Here is a 14,607-nt window from a genome sequence, read left to right on the forward strand (position 1 = left end):
TCAGGCGGCCCGGTCGAGCAGGGCCACGATGTCGGCGCGCAGCCGCGCGGCATCGACGCGCTCGGTGATCAGGCCGACGGCCACCTCGTCGCCGCCGCGCAGGATCCCCAGGAGCAGGTGTTCGCAGCCGATGACGCTGTCCCTGTGCGCCAACGCTTCCCGTAAGGCCAACTCCAGCGCCTTCTTCGCCGGTTTGACGAGCGGCGTGCCGAGGCGGCGGCGCCGCCGGGGTGCGCGGCCGGCGGAGTCGAACGCGCCGGCCCCGAACCTGCGGTCGGCGATGTCGCGGACTGCGTACAGGTCGATGCCGATCTCCCGGAGCGCCGAGGCGTCGTCGTCGAATTCGCCGGTACTCGCCGCGGCCAGTCGTTCGCGGACATCCTCGGCGGTCAACGCGTGGCCGTTCAGCATGCGCGACAGGCTCGGTCCGGCGCTTCGCAGCACGCCGACGAGGAGATGTTCGGGCCGGATGTCGTCGGCGCGCATTGCCCGTGCCTCTTCGTGCGCCACTCTCACCGCCGTGCGCGCCGGACCGCTGAACCGCTCGAACATCTCAACTCCTCCCGTTGTGCTTCTGATGAACGGCCTGCCGGCTCACGCCGAGTGCGTCGGCGATGCCCTGCCAGCTCCAGCCCTTGCGGCGCGCGTCGGCGACGTGCATGGCTTCGAGCTTCTCGACCGTGCGGCGCAGCGCCTTGACCGCCCGCAGACCGACAGCCGGATCCGCACTCGCGACAGCTTTGGTGGCTGCGTTCAGTTCGTCGATGTCGGTCACGGTGTCAAGGTAACTTGACAAATCCGGAGATGTCAAGATTTCTTGACAGTGGCTCTGCGGTGAGGGCGTTGCCTGTCGGCGTGTCGTCGCCCTGTGCGCAGAGTCGACGCAGCCGAACGTCAGCTCGTCGACGTGCCCGTCCAGTACTCGGCGAACTTGCCGTCGGCCACCCGCAGGATGTCGTTGCCGGTGAACCGCATCGGGCCCTGTTCGCCGGTGCCGCTGCCGACCCAGCGTCCGGCCACCATGTCCCCGTCGACGAACGGGCCCAGCTCGATCTCGAAGGTCAGGTCCGACAGCATCTTGTGGGTCTGCTCGATGATCGCCTGGAGTTCCGCGGGTCCGTGCACCTGACGGTCGGGCCAATGCCCGACGAAATCGTCGGTGACCAACTCGGCGGCGACGGGTTCTCCGGCCCACAGCCGCGTGATCCACTGCTCGTAGAGGTTCTTGTGAGTCGTCATGATCAATCGGCTACCCACCTGCGGCGCCGGTCATGCCAGGGCGTCGAGGAGCCCATTCAGATCGTCGGCGGTGTTGTACAGGTGGAATCCGACGCGGACGGCCCCCGCCCGCACCGAGGCGTGGATGCCGGCGCGCTGCAGACGCTCGGCAGCGTCGTCGTGGCGGTCCGACGGCAGCGTCACGATCGCCGAGGGATGCGGCGGGAGGTCCAGTTCGGCCCGCAGGGTGTCGGCCAGGCCCACGGTGTGCGCCTCGACCGCGGCCCTGTCGAGGCCGGCCAGCCACGGAAGGGTCAGGCCCGCACCCAGCGCGCTGAACCAGGCCGGTGAGACGTCGAAGCGGCGCGCGTCGGACGCCAGCCGCAGCGGCAGCCCGTAGATCGACTCCCACGGCTGATCCCCGGCGTACCAGTTCGCGGCGTGCGGGGTCATCAGGTCGGCGGTCCGCTCACTGACCGACAGGAACGCGGTGCCGCGCGGTGCGAGCAGCCACTTGTAGACCGATGCCACCGTCACGTCGGCCCAGTCGAGGTTCAGCAGCTTCCATCCGGCGGCCTGGGTGACGTCGACGATCGTGAGCGTCCCGGTGCCCGCCACGTTCGTCCGCAGCGCCTCGGCGTCGAGCACCGCGCCCGTCGCCGACTGCACCAGGCTGACCGTCACGAAGTCGTAATCGCCGGCCCTGGCAACGAGTTCGTCGGCGGACAGTTCGGTGAGCGAGACCCCGCGGCGAGCCTGCGCGGCGAACGGAAAGGTGGTGCTGGTGAATTCACCGGCCAGCGTGGCGCCCCGGCTGCCGTCGGGTATGGCGGCGGCCACCAAACCCAGTGCCGCCGACGTGCTGCCGGCCATCGCCACGGTGGCGTACGGCACGCCGACCAGCGCCGCGTATGCGGCCCTGGCGTCGCGCACGGGTTGGTCGAACGACTTCGCGTCGAGCGTCCCGGCCTGCCACGCGGCAAGACAGTCGTGCAGCGCCCGCATCAGGAAATCCGGGGGCAGGCCGTACGTCGGAGAGTTGAGAAAACCTGCGGCACCGGCGAACTCGGCGCCGTACACCTGACGTGGCGTCATGCCTGCGGGTCGCCGGGCGACTCCTCGCCGCGCAGTCGGGCCTGTAGCTGTTCGCGGTCCTTGCGCCGCTGCTCGTCGAAGGCGGCGATGCTCGCGGTGGCCCGCTGCCGCAGCGGTGCGAACATCCAGATGCCCAGGGGCAGTGCGATCACGAGTGCGAACAGGATGGCGATGACCAACGGGAACTCCCGCAAACCGAGCAGGTGGCCGACGCCCAGGATCGCCGCGGCGAGCACCGCCACCAGTAGCAAGCGGGCCCCGACGTAGATCAGCACATCGGCTACGAGACGGGCACCTTGTCGACCTTCTGACACGCACCCGAGCCTACCGACGGCGCGTATATTCGATGTCAGGAGGTTTGAGTGGCGTATTTGCTCCTGATACTCGTTCTGGCCGGCTTGGTCTACATCGGCTGGCGGCTCATGCGGGTCAGCGCGACCCGGCCGCAGCGGCGTGTGATCGGGCCCGACGACGACCCGGATTTTCTCCGGCGCCTCGGCCAGGACGACAACAACCCGCGGCAGTAGTCCGCTTCGTCGGCGCCTACCCGCGGTCCCCGTCGCGTCGCGCCGCGCCGGCGAATCCGTCGGCCACCACACCCGCCAGTTCCAGCAGCGCCTGCCGCGTCGCCGGTTTGAGCCGGTCGAGGCTGATCTCGGCGCCCTCTTCCAGATGCGGATCGAACGGCACCACCTGGACCGCGCGGCATCGCCGCGAGAAGTGGTCGGAGACCTTCTGCAGGTCGACCTTGCCCGACCGCGGCCGCACCGCGTTGATGACGGCGATCGCGTTGGCCACCATCGCCTGATGCCCGTGCGCATCGAGCCAGTCCAGGGTGGCCGAGGCGCTGCGCGCCCCGTCGACCGAACCGGAACTGATCACCACCAGCACATCGGCGTGTGCGAGCACCGAGGTCATCGCCGAGTGCATCAGCCCGGTGCCGCAGTCGGTGAGCACCAGGCTGTAGAAGCGTTCGAGGACTTCCAGCGTGCGGGTGTAGTCGTCGGAGCTGAACGCCTCGGACACCGCCGGATCGGTCTCCGACGCCAGCACCTCGAGCCGACTTGGCCCCTGGGAGGTGTAGGCCCGCACGTCGCTGTAGCGCTCGATGCCCTCCGCATCGCGCAGCAGGTGCCGCACCGTGGCCGTCGTCTCCAGCGGCACCTTCTGGCTCAGCGTGCCCCGATCGGGGTTGGCGTCGACGGCCACCACGCGGTCCCCGCGGATCGAGGCGAACGTGGCGCCCAGGGTGGCGGTGATCGTCGTCTTACCGACGCCGCCCTTAAGCGACAGCACCGCGATGCGATAGCAGCCGCCCAGCGGCTGCTTCACGCGCGTGACGAGGCTGTCCTGCTGTGCGGCCTTGGGGCTTTCACCGATGTTGACGAGTTTGAACGTCGCCAGGTACAGCCACTTGCGCCACCCGTGCGACGGGGCCTCTTTGGGCCGGCCCAGCAGGGCCACGGTGGACAGGTCGAGGTACGGGGTGGGCGGCACCGGCAGGGGCTGGGAGACGGGGTGCGAAACCGGCTGGGCGTCCAGCTGCGGTTCGGCGACGGACGGTGCCGGCGCCACCGCGGCCGGGTCGACGACCGGGATACCGGTCGGCGGGGTGGGGACAGACCACTCCGGCGGCGCCTGCGGCTCGTCGGCCGCCGGATCGCGGAACCGCTGCTGAGCCCGGAACCCGCCCGCCGAGTGGTCACCCATCAGCCGACCCCGGCGTAGGAGTGCAGGCCGACGGTGACGAGGTTGATGAAGAACAGGTTGAACACCATCGCGATGAACCCGGCCACGTTGATCCACGCGGCCTTGCGGTCCCGCCACCCGGCCGTCGAGCGGGCGTGCAGGTAGGCGGCGTAGACCACCCACGCGATGAACGACACCGTCTCCTTGGGGTCCCAGCCCCAGTAGCGGCCCCACGCCTCCTCGGCCCAGATGGCGCCGAAGATCACGCCGAACCCGAACACCGGGAACGCGAAGATCGTCGTGCGGTAGGCGATGCGGTCGAGGGTCTGCGCGTCGGGCAGCCGCTGCACGATCCGCGCCACCGGGCCGTCGTGCCCGGGCTGACCGAACCGCGACATCTTGAGCAGGAACAGGATGCTGGCGACACCGCCGACGAGGAACACCCCGGAGCCGAGGCTGACCACCGACACGTGGATGGGCAGCCAGTACGACTGCAACGCCGGCATGACGGGGGCGGCGTGTGAGTAGAGCCACCGGCCCGACACCGTGAGCAGGATGAGCACCGGGACCAGGACGAACACCCACAGCGCGCGGTACTGCGGCCGGCGCAACACCACCGCGGCGGCGACCAGACCGCAGAACGAGGTCAGGTTGATGAACTCGTACATGTTGCCCCACGGCACCCGTGAGGTGGACAGCCCGCGCAGCACGATGCACGCCAGCAGCAGCGCGGTGCCGACGTAGACCAGCGCCACCCCCGACGAGCCGATCCGCTCGCCGAGCGGACGCCTGGGGGTGTCGGCGACGATGCCCGGGCCTGCGCTGTCGGCGCCGACGCCTCGACCCGATGTCGCCGCCGGGGCGGCTCCGGCGGAGACCAGCTCGCGGCGCTCCACCGTGCGGCCGCGGCTGTAGGCCAGTTCGACGGCAAGCAGCAGCAGCGCCACCACGAGCACCACGACCGAGGACGTGAACGCCCAGTCGGAGTACCGGGCCAGACCGAGGTCGATCTCGACGGTATTCATGCGCGATCCGCCTTCGCTACTCGCTGAGCGTTCATGCGCGATCCGCCTTCGCTACTCGCTGAGCGTTCATGTGACTCTCTCTCCTGACACGGCGTCGGCCTGCGTGCCGGCATGACCAGCGTCGGGGTGGCCGGCCAGCAGCCGCGCCGTCAACCGCTCGAACTCCTCGCCCCACCCGGAGTTGTCGGTGCGGGCCAGACCGCCGAATTCGACGCCAACGGTACCCGGACCTGCCGGTGTGATCCGAACCCAGACCCGGCGGCGACGGATGATCAGCGATACGACCAGACCGGCCATCATCGTCATCGCGAACACCAGCACCCAGATCTGCGCCGGATCATGCGAGACCTGCACGTTGACGAACGGGACCGCCCCGTCGAACCGGACCACGGTGCCGTCGTCGAGCCGCGTCTCCGCCCCGAGGTCGAGGTTCACCCGGGCTTCCCGGGTCAGCCGGCCCTGCCCGACCAGCCGCTCGTCGAGGGAGAAGATGTTCTGCGGCCGGCCGGAGTCGAGGCCGGTGTCGCCGCGGTAGATGTCGATCGCGACGCCGGGGTCGCGCATCGCGGGGAAGCTGGACGACAGCAGGCTGCCGTGGAGCAGCTGCGTCGGCGCGAACAACCCCTGGATGGCGATCTGGTTCTTGCGGCGTTCGTCGGCGTCGGGATAGGTGCCCGCCGGCGGGTCGAACCGCATCACGCCCGACGACAGGAACGTCGTCTGGTCGTCGGGGCGCCACTGCAGGGTCTGGGTGCGGGTCTGCCCGTCGGGGAACGTGACGGTGAACGTCGGTGCGTAACCGTGGCCCTGCAGGTACACCCGGTCACCGCCGACGCGCAGCGGCTCGTTGACCTTGAGCTCGTAGGGTCGCCAGGTGCCGGTGCTCAGATCCTCGCCGGCCTGGTAGGCGATGTCCGCCGAAAACGACGTGGCCTGGCCGTTGTCCAGATAGTCGGCCTGGAAGCCGTTGACCTTCAAGCAGATCGGGTACAGCGAGGTGCCGTCGACGGTGTTGCCCGCGCGGAACGAGTCGAACGCCGCCGGCGAGGCCGAACAGAAGCCGGGGCCACCGTCGGCGATGACGATGACGTTGCCCTCGTAGCCGAACAGCTTGCCCGCGGCGATCGCGACGAGCAGGCCCAGCAGCGAGAAGTGGAAGACGATGTTGCCGAACTCCCGCAGATAGCCCTTTTCCGCGGACACCTCGGTGACCTCACCGTCGGTGCGGGTGGTCTTGCGCCAGCCCTTGAGCTCCTCGCCCATCGCGGCTGCCACCTGCTGCGGGTCGCCGGCGACCTCGGCGGTGTGGTGTTTGGGCAGCCGGCCCAGGTTCCGCGGCGCCGGCACCGGAACCGCCCGCAGGCTCTTGACGTGTTCGACCAGCCGCGGTGTCAGACAGCCTACGAGCGAGATGAACAGCAGCACGTAGATCGCCGTGAACCAGAAACTCGAGAACACGTCGAAGGCCTGCACACGGTCCAGCCACGGGCCGAGCGTGGGCCGTTCGGCGATGTACTCGGCGACCTTGGCCTCGTTGAGGCTGCGCTGCGGCAGCAGGGCGCCCGGGATGGCGGCGAGCGCCAGCAGGAACAGCAGGACCAGCGCGGTGCCCATCGAGGTGAGCGTCCGCCAGGTGTTGCGCGCGTAGGCGAGCAGCTTCGAGAACGGGCGGGGCATCAGATCGGCAACCTGACGTCGCTGACGAAACCGTCGCGCACCCACGCCACGAAGTCGTTCCACACCCCGGTGACCAGTGCGGCGCCCACGATCAGCAGCAGCACTCCCCCGAAGATCTGGATGGTGCGGGTGTGCCGGCGCAGCCAGCCCAGCCCCTGCACCGCGCGCGCCGAACCGAATGCCAGCAGCACGAACGGGATGCCGAGGCCCAGGCAGTAGGCGATGACCAGCGCGACGCCGCGGGCGACGCTGGCGCCGTCGGTCGCCGACGCGACCGTGATGACCCCGGTCAGCGTGGGTCCCAGGCACGGCGTCCAGCCGAGTGCGAACACCGCGCCCAGCAGCGGCGCACCGGCGACGGTGGACAGCTGACGAGGGGTGAACCGGGCCTGCCGCTGCAGCGCGGGGATCAACCCGATGAACACCAGACCCATGATGATCGTGACGACTCCGCCGATGCGTTGCAGCAGAAGCTGATTCGTGATCAGCGTCGTCGTCATGCCGAGCACCGCGACGGTGCCGAGCAGGAACACCGCGGTGAACCCGGCGACGAACAGCCCGGCGGCGCCGGCCACCTTGAGCCGCCGGGTGCGCACGGCGACGGCGCCGGAGCCGGTCTCGTCGGTGTCGACGCCCACCACCGCGGCCAGATAGGACAGGTAGCCCGGCACCAGCGGCACCACGCACGGCGAGGCGAACGACACCAGCCCGGCCAGCACGCAGAGCCCCATCGCCAGGGCCACCGGGCCGGCCGCGGCGATCTCGGCGAATCCGGTCACGGCTGGGCCCCCGCATCGGCCGCAGGTTCGGCGGCGAGGCGTTCGACGACCGGCTGCAGGTCCTCGGCGAGCAGCTCCCGCAGGAACACCGCCGCGACCCGGTGCTCGCGGTCGAGGACCACGGTCGACGGGATGACCGTCGTCGGGTACTTACCGCCGAAGGCGATCATGGTGCGCATCGGCGGGTCGTAGATCGACGGGAACGTGATGCCGCGGTCGCGGACGAAGTCCACCGCGGCCTCCCGGTTGTTGTCCCGCACGTCGATGCCCAGGAAGGCCACACCCTTTGCGCGGGTCGCGTCGTAGACCTGTTGCAGTTCGCCGATCTCGGTGCGGCACGGCGCGCACCACTGGCCCCAGACGTTGATCACGACGACCTGGCCCGCGAAGTCGTCGAGCGACAACGTCTTGGCCGGGTCCAGCAGGTCGGGGCCGGACAGCGCGCCGGGTCTGCCGCGGTCGGCGGGCGGGTCGTAGAAGATGTCGGTCTTGCCGCCGGGCGCCACGAACTCGAAGGTGCCGCCCTGGGCGACGGCGTCGTCACCGGTGGAGCAGCCGGCCAGCGCGACCACCGCCACGCTTGCCAGCACGATCCACCACCGCCTCACTGTCCGGACAGCTCCGCGTAACCCCAGCCGACGTATTCGTCGCCGTGGAAGTAGAACGAGGTGACCGAGGCGAGGTTGCACAGCCGCCGGGTCGGGAAGTGGTGCAACGGCTTTCCGGTGACCGCACGGCGCAGCGTCTCCACCGGCAGCTGGTGGCTGACGCACACCGCCTCGTGGCCTGCGGCCTTCTCCCGCGCCCGGTGTAGCGCCGCGGTCATCCGCTCGGCGATGTCGCGGTACGGCTCACCCCACGACGGGGTGCGCGGGTTGCGCAGGTGGCGCCAGTTGGCCGGATTGCGCAGCGCACCGTCGCCGGGTGAGACCCTCTTGCCCTGGAAGACGTTGAGCGATTCGATCAGTTCGTCGTCGGTGTCGATGGACAGCCCGTGCGCCGCCGCGATCGGGCCGGCGGTCTCCTGGGCGCGTTCCAGCGGAGAGGCCACCACATAGACGACGTCGCGGTGGGCGAGCCAGGCGGCGACGGCCTCGGCCTGGGCCCGGCCGCGTTCGGACAGGTGGTAGTCCGGCAGCCGGCCGTACAGGATCCCCTCGGGGTTGTGCACCTCACCGTGCCGCATCACGTGCACGATCGTCTTCTCGGTCATGCGGGCCTACTCGCTTCCGCGGCGGCACGGGCCGCGCCGGGCAGGGCGGCGGCGATGCGGTCGAACGCCTCGTCGTCGAGGGCCGCCGAGACGAACCACGCCTCGAACGCGCTGGGCGGCGGATAGACGCCGGCGTCGAGCAGGGCGTGGAAGAACGGCGGGAAGCGCCAGGTCTCGCTCGCGCGGGCGGTGGCGAAGTCGCCGACCGGTTCGGCGGTGAAGAACACCGACAGCATGTTGCCGCCGCGCTGGACGCGGTGGGTGACACCGGCGTCGGTGAGGGCGTCGGTGAGCAGACCGGCCAGCCGGTCGGCGTTCTTGTCCAGCGCCGCGTACACCGCATCGTCGGCGGTGCGCAGCGTCGCCAATCCGGCGGCCATCGCCACGGGGTTCCCCGACAGGGTGCCGGCCTGGTACACCGGGCCCAGCGGCGCGAGCCGTTCCATCACCTCGGCGCGACCGCCGAACGCCGCGGCGGGCAGGCCGCCGCTCATCACCTTGCCGAAGGTGAACAGGTCGCCGTCGACCGGATCGAGGCCGTACCACCCCGACCGGCTGACCCGGAACCCGGTCATCACCTCGTCGAGGATCAGCAGCGCGCCGTGTTCTTCGGTGATGCGCCGCAGTGCGGCGTTGAAGCCGGGCTCCGGTGGGACGGCACCCATGTTGCCCGGGCTGGCCTCGGTGATGACGGCGGCGATCTGGTCGCCGACCTGCTCGAAGATCTCGTCGACGGCGTCGACGTCGTTGTAGGGCAGCACGATGGTGTCGGCGGTGGCCGCACCCGTCACACCCGGCGAGGACGGCAGGCCCAGCGTGGCGACACCCGAACCGGCGTCGGCGAGCAGCGCGTCGCTGTGGCCGTGGTAGCAGCCGGAGAACTTGACGATCTTGGGTCGGCCGGTGAACCCGCGGGCCAACCGGATCGCGCTCATCGTGGCCTCGGTGCCGGAGTTGACCATCCGCAACCGCTCGACGGGCGCGACACGGGAGATGATCTCGGAGGCCAGTTCGGTCTCCGACGGCGTCGGCGCACCGAACGACAGACCGTCGGCGGCGACGCGCTGCACCGCCTCGACGACGGCCGGGTGGGCGTGGCCGAGGATCATCGGCCCCCAGGAGCACACCAGGTCGACGTAGCGGTTGTCATCGGCGTCGGTCAGCCAGTAGCCGTTGGCCGAGGTGATGAAGCGGGGTGTTCCGCCGACGGCGTTGAACGCCCGGACCGGGGAGTTGACCCCGCCGGGGATGACAGCGCACGCATCAGCGAACAGCCGCGCCGACTGCTCGGTCGCGGTGTGGTGAGCACCCATGACCACCAGTGTCCCAGCCGCGTCGAACCCGTCAACTACAGGGTGTAGTGGGAACTGTCATACCGCTATTTCGGCACGAGCGCGAACACCGGATGGTCGGCGTCGCCCGGCAGCCGGCGGAAGTACCCCGCGACGGCACGTCCCGCTTTCTCCCGGTAGGCGGCGAGGACGACGGGGCGTTCGGACTCGGCGACCTCGCGCGCGACGTATGCCGTCGAACCGATCGTCGCGGTCCCGGATGCCCGCAGGTTCTTCACCCACTGCGCCTCGCCGCGCGTCGACACCACGTACCTGTGACCGCTCACCTCGACGGGGATGACCGGAACACTCTGCAGCCCGCCAGTGCGGCGACGGCTGACGGTCAGTGTTTCGGCCCCGCCCACACCGGTGACCTTCGCGATCCGGTTGAAGACCACGCGGGTGAACCACGGCGGCTCGAGGTACGCCATGACGGTAAGTGTGCGGGCGTGGGATCGGTCAGGGCAACCGTCCGTGCCAGGTGAGCACTTCCCCCGCCCCCTGGGTCATCACCGTTCCCGGCATCACGCGCAGCCGGTACGGCGTCAGGCGCAGCGCGGCGAATTCGTCGGATGTCGGCCCGCCGCTCCACTGCGGAATGACGTACGGGTCGTAACCGACCGGTTCCGGACCGTCGGCGAATTTCTGCCACACCGCCGTGCGGGTCTCGTCGTCGGTGTACCACTCGACGAGGCAGTCGGCGCTGCAGGTGTCCTGGGTCGGGGTCCAATAGTTCACGGATACGTACGGATTCGCGTGCAGGTGGGCGCGCTTGACCGGTGACGGCACCGTCGCGATCCAGCCGAACAGATCGGTGCCGTCCCACTCCCAGATGGGGTGGAGCACCCGCGATCGCGGGCGGCTGTTGGCGTCGACGGTGGCCACCGACGCCCACACGATCGCGTGCGCCATTTCGACGAACGCCGGCGCGGTGCGGTCCAGGGTGTGCACACCCTCACCCTAAGGCGCAGCGACGCGACACTGAACTCACGCAGGGACCCTCTCGGGCTTCCGCTGCGTGCGTTCCGTCTCGCGACCGTCAGCCGGACTCCGAACTTGCCTCGGCCTTGTTTTCGGCCTTGTCTTCGGCCTTGTCCTGCCCGCCGTCCTGACCGCCGGTGCCCTCACCGCCCTCGTCCTTGCCGAACTTGGGTTCGCCGTTCTCGTCGACCCAGTCGTTGACCGCGGTCCCGGCGACCGTTCCGCCGGTGCCCGGCATCACGATCGTGGGCCGCTCCTCCTCGTACTCCTTGCGCATCTCCTTGGCCACTTCGCGGTGCTCGTCCGTGACCTCGGGTTTCTCGGTGATCTTGGCGTCGGGATCGTCGGCTACCTTCTGCGACGCGTTCGCCTCGGCCCCGGTCTGTTCTTCGTCCTTGTCGTCGCTGCTCATGCGCTAACGACTGCCCGAATGTGTGACCCGCGAAACAGAAGCCTGGTTACGCCGGTACGGCTCTCAGTGCGGCGGGCAGGCTCGGCAGGAAATGCTGGGTGGCGAACGCCCGGAGGTCGTCGGCGGTGTCCAGCGGTTGCATACTCGGCAGCAGCAGCACCGTCGCGGCGTAGCGCAGGATGACGTCGGCGAGTTCGTTGACCGCCCGCGGGCCGATCCGTTCGGCGAATCCGGCCGGGAAGATCACCCGCAACGCCTCGGCCATCCGCTCGACGGCCGCCGCCCAGTGCTGATGCGCCAGGGCGAGCACGAAACCGGGATCCTCGGCGAGCATGCCGTTGAGGATCCGGTGCCCGCGGAACTTGAGAATGGACAGCGTGAACGCCTCGACGTAGTAATTCGCCTGCGGCCCGGCCTCTTTGAGCTCGAGCGCGATGTCGGCGAACAGCGCGACATTCTCCCGCTCCACCACCGCCGCCACCAGTTCGTCGCGGTTGGCGAAGCGCCGGTAGATCGTGGTGCGGCTGACGCCCGCGCGCCGGGCGACGTCGTCGAGGGCGACCCGACGGAAACCGTGCCGTTCGAACTCGACGACCGCGGCGTCGAGGATCGCTTCGGTGGCGCTATCCGGCTTGTGCATAGCCGCGTTGGGCGTACTTGTTGTAGCGGACGCTCATCGGCAGCCGGTCCCACACCCAGTTGACCGGCCGGGACCGCCAGAACGCCGCGAAGCGCTGGTAGCGCCGTTCCTGGCGTTCACTCCACGGCAGGTCGAGCAGGTGCCGGGCCTGGGGCGGCAGCCCACCGGTGGTGAGGAACGCCGCGAGCGGATCGAAGGCGATCGACAGCACCCGCCACACCGTGGGGTGCACACCCTTGGGGCACGGAAAGCCCTTGGTCACGTAGCCGACGCCGTATCTGGCGGTCTGGTGCGCGATGACGGTCTCGTCGAGCATCCGCTCCCAGTACTGCTCGAACTCGGCGTACGTCGCTGGCATCGGCCGGTCGCTGACGCCGTAGCGGCGGTACCAGGTCTTCGACTCCAGGTAGATCTGCTCCTTCTCCGCACGCGTCAGGCGCTTGACGAAGGTGTCGGCGAAGTAGAGGACCTGCTCGACGAACGTCGCGTGCGCCCAGAAGTAGGTCTCCGGATCCAGCGCGTGGTAGCGCGAACCGTCGGGCATCTCGCCCTTGATGTCGTGGTGGAAGTCGCGGACGTTGAAGCCCTCGTTCCGGTCGTCTGATCCGTAGACCGTCATGAAGATCGGCGGTAGCGACCGTTTGACGCGCGCGGCGGTGTCGGAGAAGAACACCGAGTGGTCCAGGACGCCCTGGCCGAGTTCGGCGAGCATGTTCTGCAGGACCGCGGGCCGCGGGCCGATCAGGTACATGCGGTTGTCGCCGAAGTAGCGCCAGACCAGCGATTGCGGCCCCAGTGGTAGTGCGTCGATCTCGGTCCTGTTCTCCGCCAACTCCGTCATGTGCAACAGTGTTACAGATTCCGAACTTTGTACCAACGGTTCAGTGACCAGCATCACGCGAGCGTCCGCAGGATCACCAGGCGGGCGACCCAGAAGCCGAGCGTCCCGCAGTACACGGCCTTGACCGCCATGAGCGCCGGCAGGGACAACGTGGTCACGCCGGCGACCGACAGCAGCCACGACCCCGCGATCGCGAACACCGCGGCCCCGGCGCCCAGCGCGAGGCCCGCCGACCAGCCCCGGCGGGGCAGCCGCCGCAGCCACCGCGGAGTCGCCATACCGTCGGCGTCGAGGCGGCGGGCGGCCCGCGCGCTGAAAACGCCGACCAGCGTCGACAGAATCAGCGATGTGAGCACGAAACCGACCACCAGACCGTCGACGCCCCACACCCGCTGCGGCGGCTCATGCCTCGACGTCAGATAGTCGATCGCGGGGTTGACCAGGAGGTTGATCAACCCGGCCAGCGTCGACTGGACGAGGATCTGCCTGCTGAGCGGGGAACGATCGCGCACCGGCAGCCTCCCGCGTCCGGCTCAGCGGCGCCGCAGCCGGGCCACCCCGAGGACGAGAAGCACGCCCGCGACGGTGGCCAGCAGCAGTGCCAGCACCAGCAGCGGAGCCGAGTACACCGTCACGACGGTCTCGGGCTCTCCCGGCATGACCGGCGCCGCCGTCGCCGGCCTGCCCGCGGCCGCCCAACTCAGCACACAGCCGACCGCCGCGGCCGCGGCCAACGCGAGTTCGAACAGCGCGCGACTCCGCGCGCTCACGGCACCCGTTCCTCGACCAGCCTGGTCAGCTCCGCGCGCAGGGTCGCATGCCGCCGCGCCCACGCCTGCGCCGTGCGGCTGCCGGACAGTTTGAGTCCGATCCCGGTGCGTCCACGCGGAACGCCCGTCAGCTCGCCGAGCGCTCGCGCCGACTGCCACTTCTGCATCTCGGACCCCGTCGCGGGTGGGTACACCGCGACGATCTCGGACAGTTTGGTGATCTCGGCGCCCTGCCGCAGGGTCTCGGGGGTCAGTTCGACGGAGGTGTGGATGCGCGCGGCCTTCACCTGGACCGCGAGGAAGCCCGACACCAGCACCAGAAACAGTCCCGGCACCAACGGCTGCAGGCCGTACCCGGCGGAGATCTGGATCGCCAGCATCGCCCCGCCCGCCGCGGGCCCGGCGAGCAGCCACGCCCAGCTGGCGCCCGGCTCGTAGAACAGACGCTCGGTCGACGGATCACCAGACGGGTTCGTCATCGGGCCTCCCCTTGGTCGAACCAGCCGGCGGCACTGCGCCGCGTCAACAGGACGGTGCCGACGGCGATCGGCACCAACGCCAGGAGCATGACGGGCTGACCGAGCCCGGCTCCCGCGGCCAGCAGCACCAGCACCACCGCGATCGCCAACGACAGTCCTATCGTCGCCCGCCGGAACTTCGGATCACCGCGGCGTGCCCTGCTCGCCAGGAACGCCAGCACCCCGCCGGCCACCGCAGCGCCGATACCCACCCCCCGGTAGACGGTGAGGTAGTCGCGCAGCTGGTCGTTCGACATCTCCGGGTCGACGGCCGAGCGGGCGGTCTCGAAGGTGACCGTGGTGGCGATGAGCCCGCCGAAGACGAGCAGCGCGGCCCCGGCGACCAGTGCCCAGAAACCGAACTCGACGACGCGCGGCCGCGACGGTGTTGGCGAAGCGGTCATGGTCGGGTCAGCCT

The 14,607-nt window shown here is 69.9% G+C and carries 22 protein-coding genes; 1 reads left to right on the forward strand and 21 read right to left on the reverse strand.

The genetic code is table 11. From position 1 onward, the window contains the following. From G6N49_RS19810 to G6N49_RS19830, 5 genes are all read right to left on the reverse strand, one after another. Entirely contained in the window at positions 1–552 is a 552-nt protein-coding gene (locus tag G6N49_RS19810) for a Clp protease N-terminal domain-containing protein (protein ID WP_064872240.1), read from the reverse strand. Position 553: 1 nt separating this feature from the next. Then, positions 554–766 (reverse strand): helix-turn-helix domain-containing protein, encoded by a 213-nt coding sequence (locus G6N49_RS19815; RefSeq protein WP_064872250.1) that lies wholly within the window; start codon positions 764–766, stop codon positions 554–556. 128 nt (positions 767–894) lie between these two features. Continuing rightward, positions 895–1,239 (reverse strand): ester cyclase, encoded by a 345-nt coding sequence (locus G6N49_RS19820; protein ID WP_083044814.1) that lies wholly within the window; start codon positions 1,237–1,239, stop codon positions 895–897. A 30-nt stretch (positions 1,240–1,269) separates the two neighbouring features. Then, a complete protein-coding gene (locus tag G6N49_RS19825; RefSeq protein WP_064872238.1) occupies positions 1,270–2,313 on the reverse strand; it encodes an aminotransferase class V-fold PLP-dependent enzyme in 1,044 nt (347 codons plus the stop codon). Further along, a complete protein-coding gene (locus G6N49_RS19830) occupies positions 2,310–2,627 on the reverse strand; it encodes a DUF4229 domain-containing protein (protein WP_011558122.1) in 318 nt (105 codons plus the stop codon). The genes G6N49_RS19825 and G6N49_RS19830 overlap by 4 nt, the downstream gene beginning before the upstream one ends. Before the next feature lie 48 nt (positions 2,628–2,675). Here G6N49_RS19830 and G6N49_RS29225 point away from each other — a divergent pair, with 48 nt between their 5' ends. Next, complete coding sequence (locus tag G6N49_RS29225; protein WP_011768050.1) at positions 2,676–2,840, forward strand: hypothetical protein; 165 nt, start codon at positions 2,676–2,678, stop codon at positions 2,838–2,840. 16 nt (positions 2,841–2,856) lie between these two features. Here the strand turns inward: G6N49_RS29225 and G6N49_RS19835 are convergent, their stop codons facing one another. The 16 genes from G6N49_RS19835 to G6N49_RS19910 all read right to left on the reverse strand — a co-directional run bounded on the left by G6N49_RS19835 (position 2,857) and on the right by G6N49_RS19910 (position 14,593). Continuing rightward, on the reverse strand, positions 2,857–4,023 hold the full coding sequence (locus G6N49_RS19835; RefSeq protein WP_011558121.1) for a MinD/ParA family ATP-binding protein: 1,167 nt from the start codon (positions 4,021–4,023) through the stop codon (positions 2,857–2,859). After that, complete coding sequence (gene ccsB, locus G6N49_RS19840; protein WP_011558120.1) at positions 4,023–5,027, reverse strand: c-type cytochrome biogenesis protein CcsB; 1,005 nt, start codon at positions 5,025–5,027, stop codon at positions 4,023–4,025. Before ccsB ends, G6N49_RS19835 begins: the two co-directional genes overlap by 1 nt. 66 nt (positions 5,028–5,093) lie before the next feature. After that, entirely contained in the window at positions 5,094–6,704 is a 1,611-nt protein-coding gene (gene resB, locus G6N49_RS19845; protein WP_083044813.1) for a cytochrome c biogenesis protein ResB, read from the reverse strand. Next, entirely contained in the window at positions 6,704–7,483 is a 780-nt protein-coding gene (locus G6N49_RS19850; RefSeq protein WP_011558118.1) for a cytochrome c biogenesis CcdA family protein, read from the reverse strand. The genes resB and G6N49_RS19850 overlap by 1 nt, the downstream gene beginning before the upstream one ends. Next, positions 7,480–8,091 (reverse strand): TlpA disulfide reductase family protein, encoded by a 612-nt coding sequence (locus G6N49_RS19855; RefSeq protein ID WP_011558117.1) that lies wholly within the window; start codon positions 8,089–8,091, stop codon positions 7,480–7,482. Before G6N49_RS19855 ends, G6N49_RS19850 begins: the two co-directional genes overlap by 4 nt. Beyond that, positions 8,088–8,696 carry a histidine phosphatase family protein gene (locus G6N49_RS19860; protein ID WP_011558116.1) on the reverse strand — a complete coding sequence of 203 codons (609 nt, stop codon included), beginning with the start codon at positions 8,694–8,696 and terminating at the stop codon, positions 8,088–8,090. The genes G6N49_RS19855 and G6N49_RS19860 overlap by 4 nt, the downstream gene beginning before the upstream one ends. Next, on the reverse strand, positions 8,693–10,009 hold the full coding sequence (gene hemL, locus G6N49_RS19865) for a glutamate-1-semialdehyde 2,1-aminomutase (protein WP_011854552.1): 1,317 nt from the start codon (positions 10,007–10,009) through the stop codon (positions 8,693–8,695). The genes G6N49_RS19860 and hemL overlap by 4 nt, the downstream gene beginning before the upstream one ends. Positions 10,010–10,074: 65 nt before the next feature. Further along, positions 10,075–10,458 (reverse strand): hypothetical protein, encoded by a 384-nt coding sequence (locus G6N49_RS19870; protein WP_011854551.1) that lies wholly within the window; start codon positions 10,456–10,458, stop codon positions 10,075–10,077. Between the two features lie 28 nt (positions 10,459–10,486). Continuing rightward, the gene (locus G6N49_RS19875; RefSeq protein ID WP_011854550.1) at positions 10,487–10,978 is read right to left on the reverse strand and encodes a pyridoxamine 5'-phosphate oxidase family protein; all 492 of its coding nucleotides are present in this window, start codon (positions 10,976–10,978) and stop codon (positions 10,487–10,489) included. A gap of 88 nt (positions 10,979–11,066) precedes the next feature. Then, on the reverse strand, positions 11,067–11,420 hold the full coding sequence (locus G6N49_RS19880) for a hypothetical protein (RefSeq protein WP_064872228.1): 354 nt from the start codon (positions 11,418–11,420) through the stop codon (positions 11,067–11,069). A gap of 46 nt (positions 11,421–11,466) precedes the next feature. Next, a complete protein-coding gene (locus tag G6N49_RS19885; RefSeq protein ID WP_011558111.1) occupies positions 11,467–12,060 on the reverse strand; it encodes a TetR/AcrR family transcriptional regulator in 594 nt (197 codons plus the stop codon). Continuing rightward, positions 12,044–12,901, reverse strand: coding sequence for an oxygenase MpaB family protein (locus G6N49_RS19890; protein ID WP_179967770.1), 858 nt, complete (start codon positions 12,899–12,901; stop codon positions 12,044–12,046). The genes G6N49_RS19885 and G6N49_RS19890 overlap by 17 nt, the downstream gene beginning before the upstream one ends. Before the next feature lie 53 nt (positions 12,902–12,954). Then, the gene (locus G6N49_RS19895; protein WP_011854547.1) at positions 12,955–13,413 is read right to left on the reverse strand and encodes a hypothetical protein; all 459 of its coding nucleotides are present in this window, start codon (positions 13,411–13,413) and stop codon (positions 12,955–12,957) included. Between the two features lie 21 nt (positions 13,414–13,434). Beyond that, positions 13,435–13,671 (reverse strand): hypothetical protein, encoded by a 237-nt coding sequence (locus G6N49_RS19900; RefSeq protein WP_011558108.1) that lies wholly within the window; start codon positions 13,669–13,671, stop codon positions 13,435–13,437. Then, positions 13,668–14,150, reverse strand: coding sequence for a transport-regulating membrane protein Mce1N (locus G6N49_RS19905; protein ID WP_011558107.1), 483 nt, complete (start codon positions 14,148–14,150; stop codon positions 13,668–13,670). The genes G6N49_RS19900 and G6N49_RS19905 overlap by 4 nt, the downstream gene beginning before the upstream one ends. After that, complete coding sequence (locus G6N49_RS19910; RefSeq protein WP_011854546.1) at positions 14,147–14,593, reverse strand: hypothetical protein; 447 nt, start codon at positions 14,591–14,593, stop codon at positions 14,147–14,149. Before G6N49_RS19910 ends, G6N49_RS19905 begins: the two co-directional genes overlap by 4 nt. Between the last annotated feature and the right edge of the window lie 14 nt (positions 14,594–14,607).

It is taken from the genome of Mycolicibacterium monacense (genome assembly GCF_010731575.1).
GTDB classification, from domain to species: Bacteria; Actinomycetota; Actinomycetes; order Mycobacteriales; family Mycobacteriaceae; genus Mycobacterium; species Mycobacterium monacense.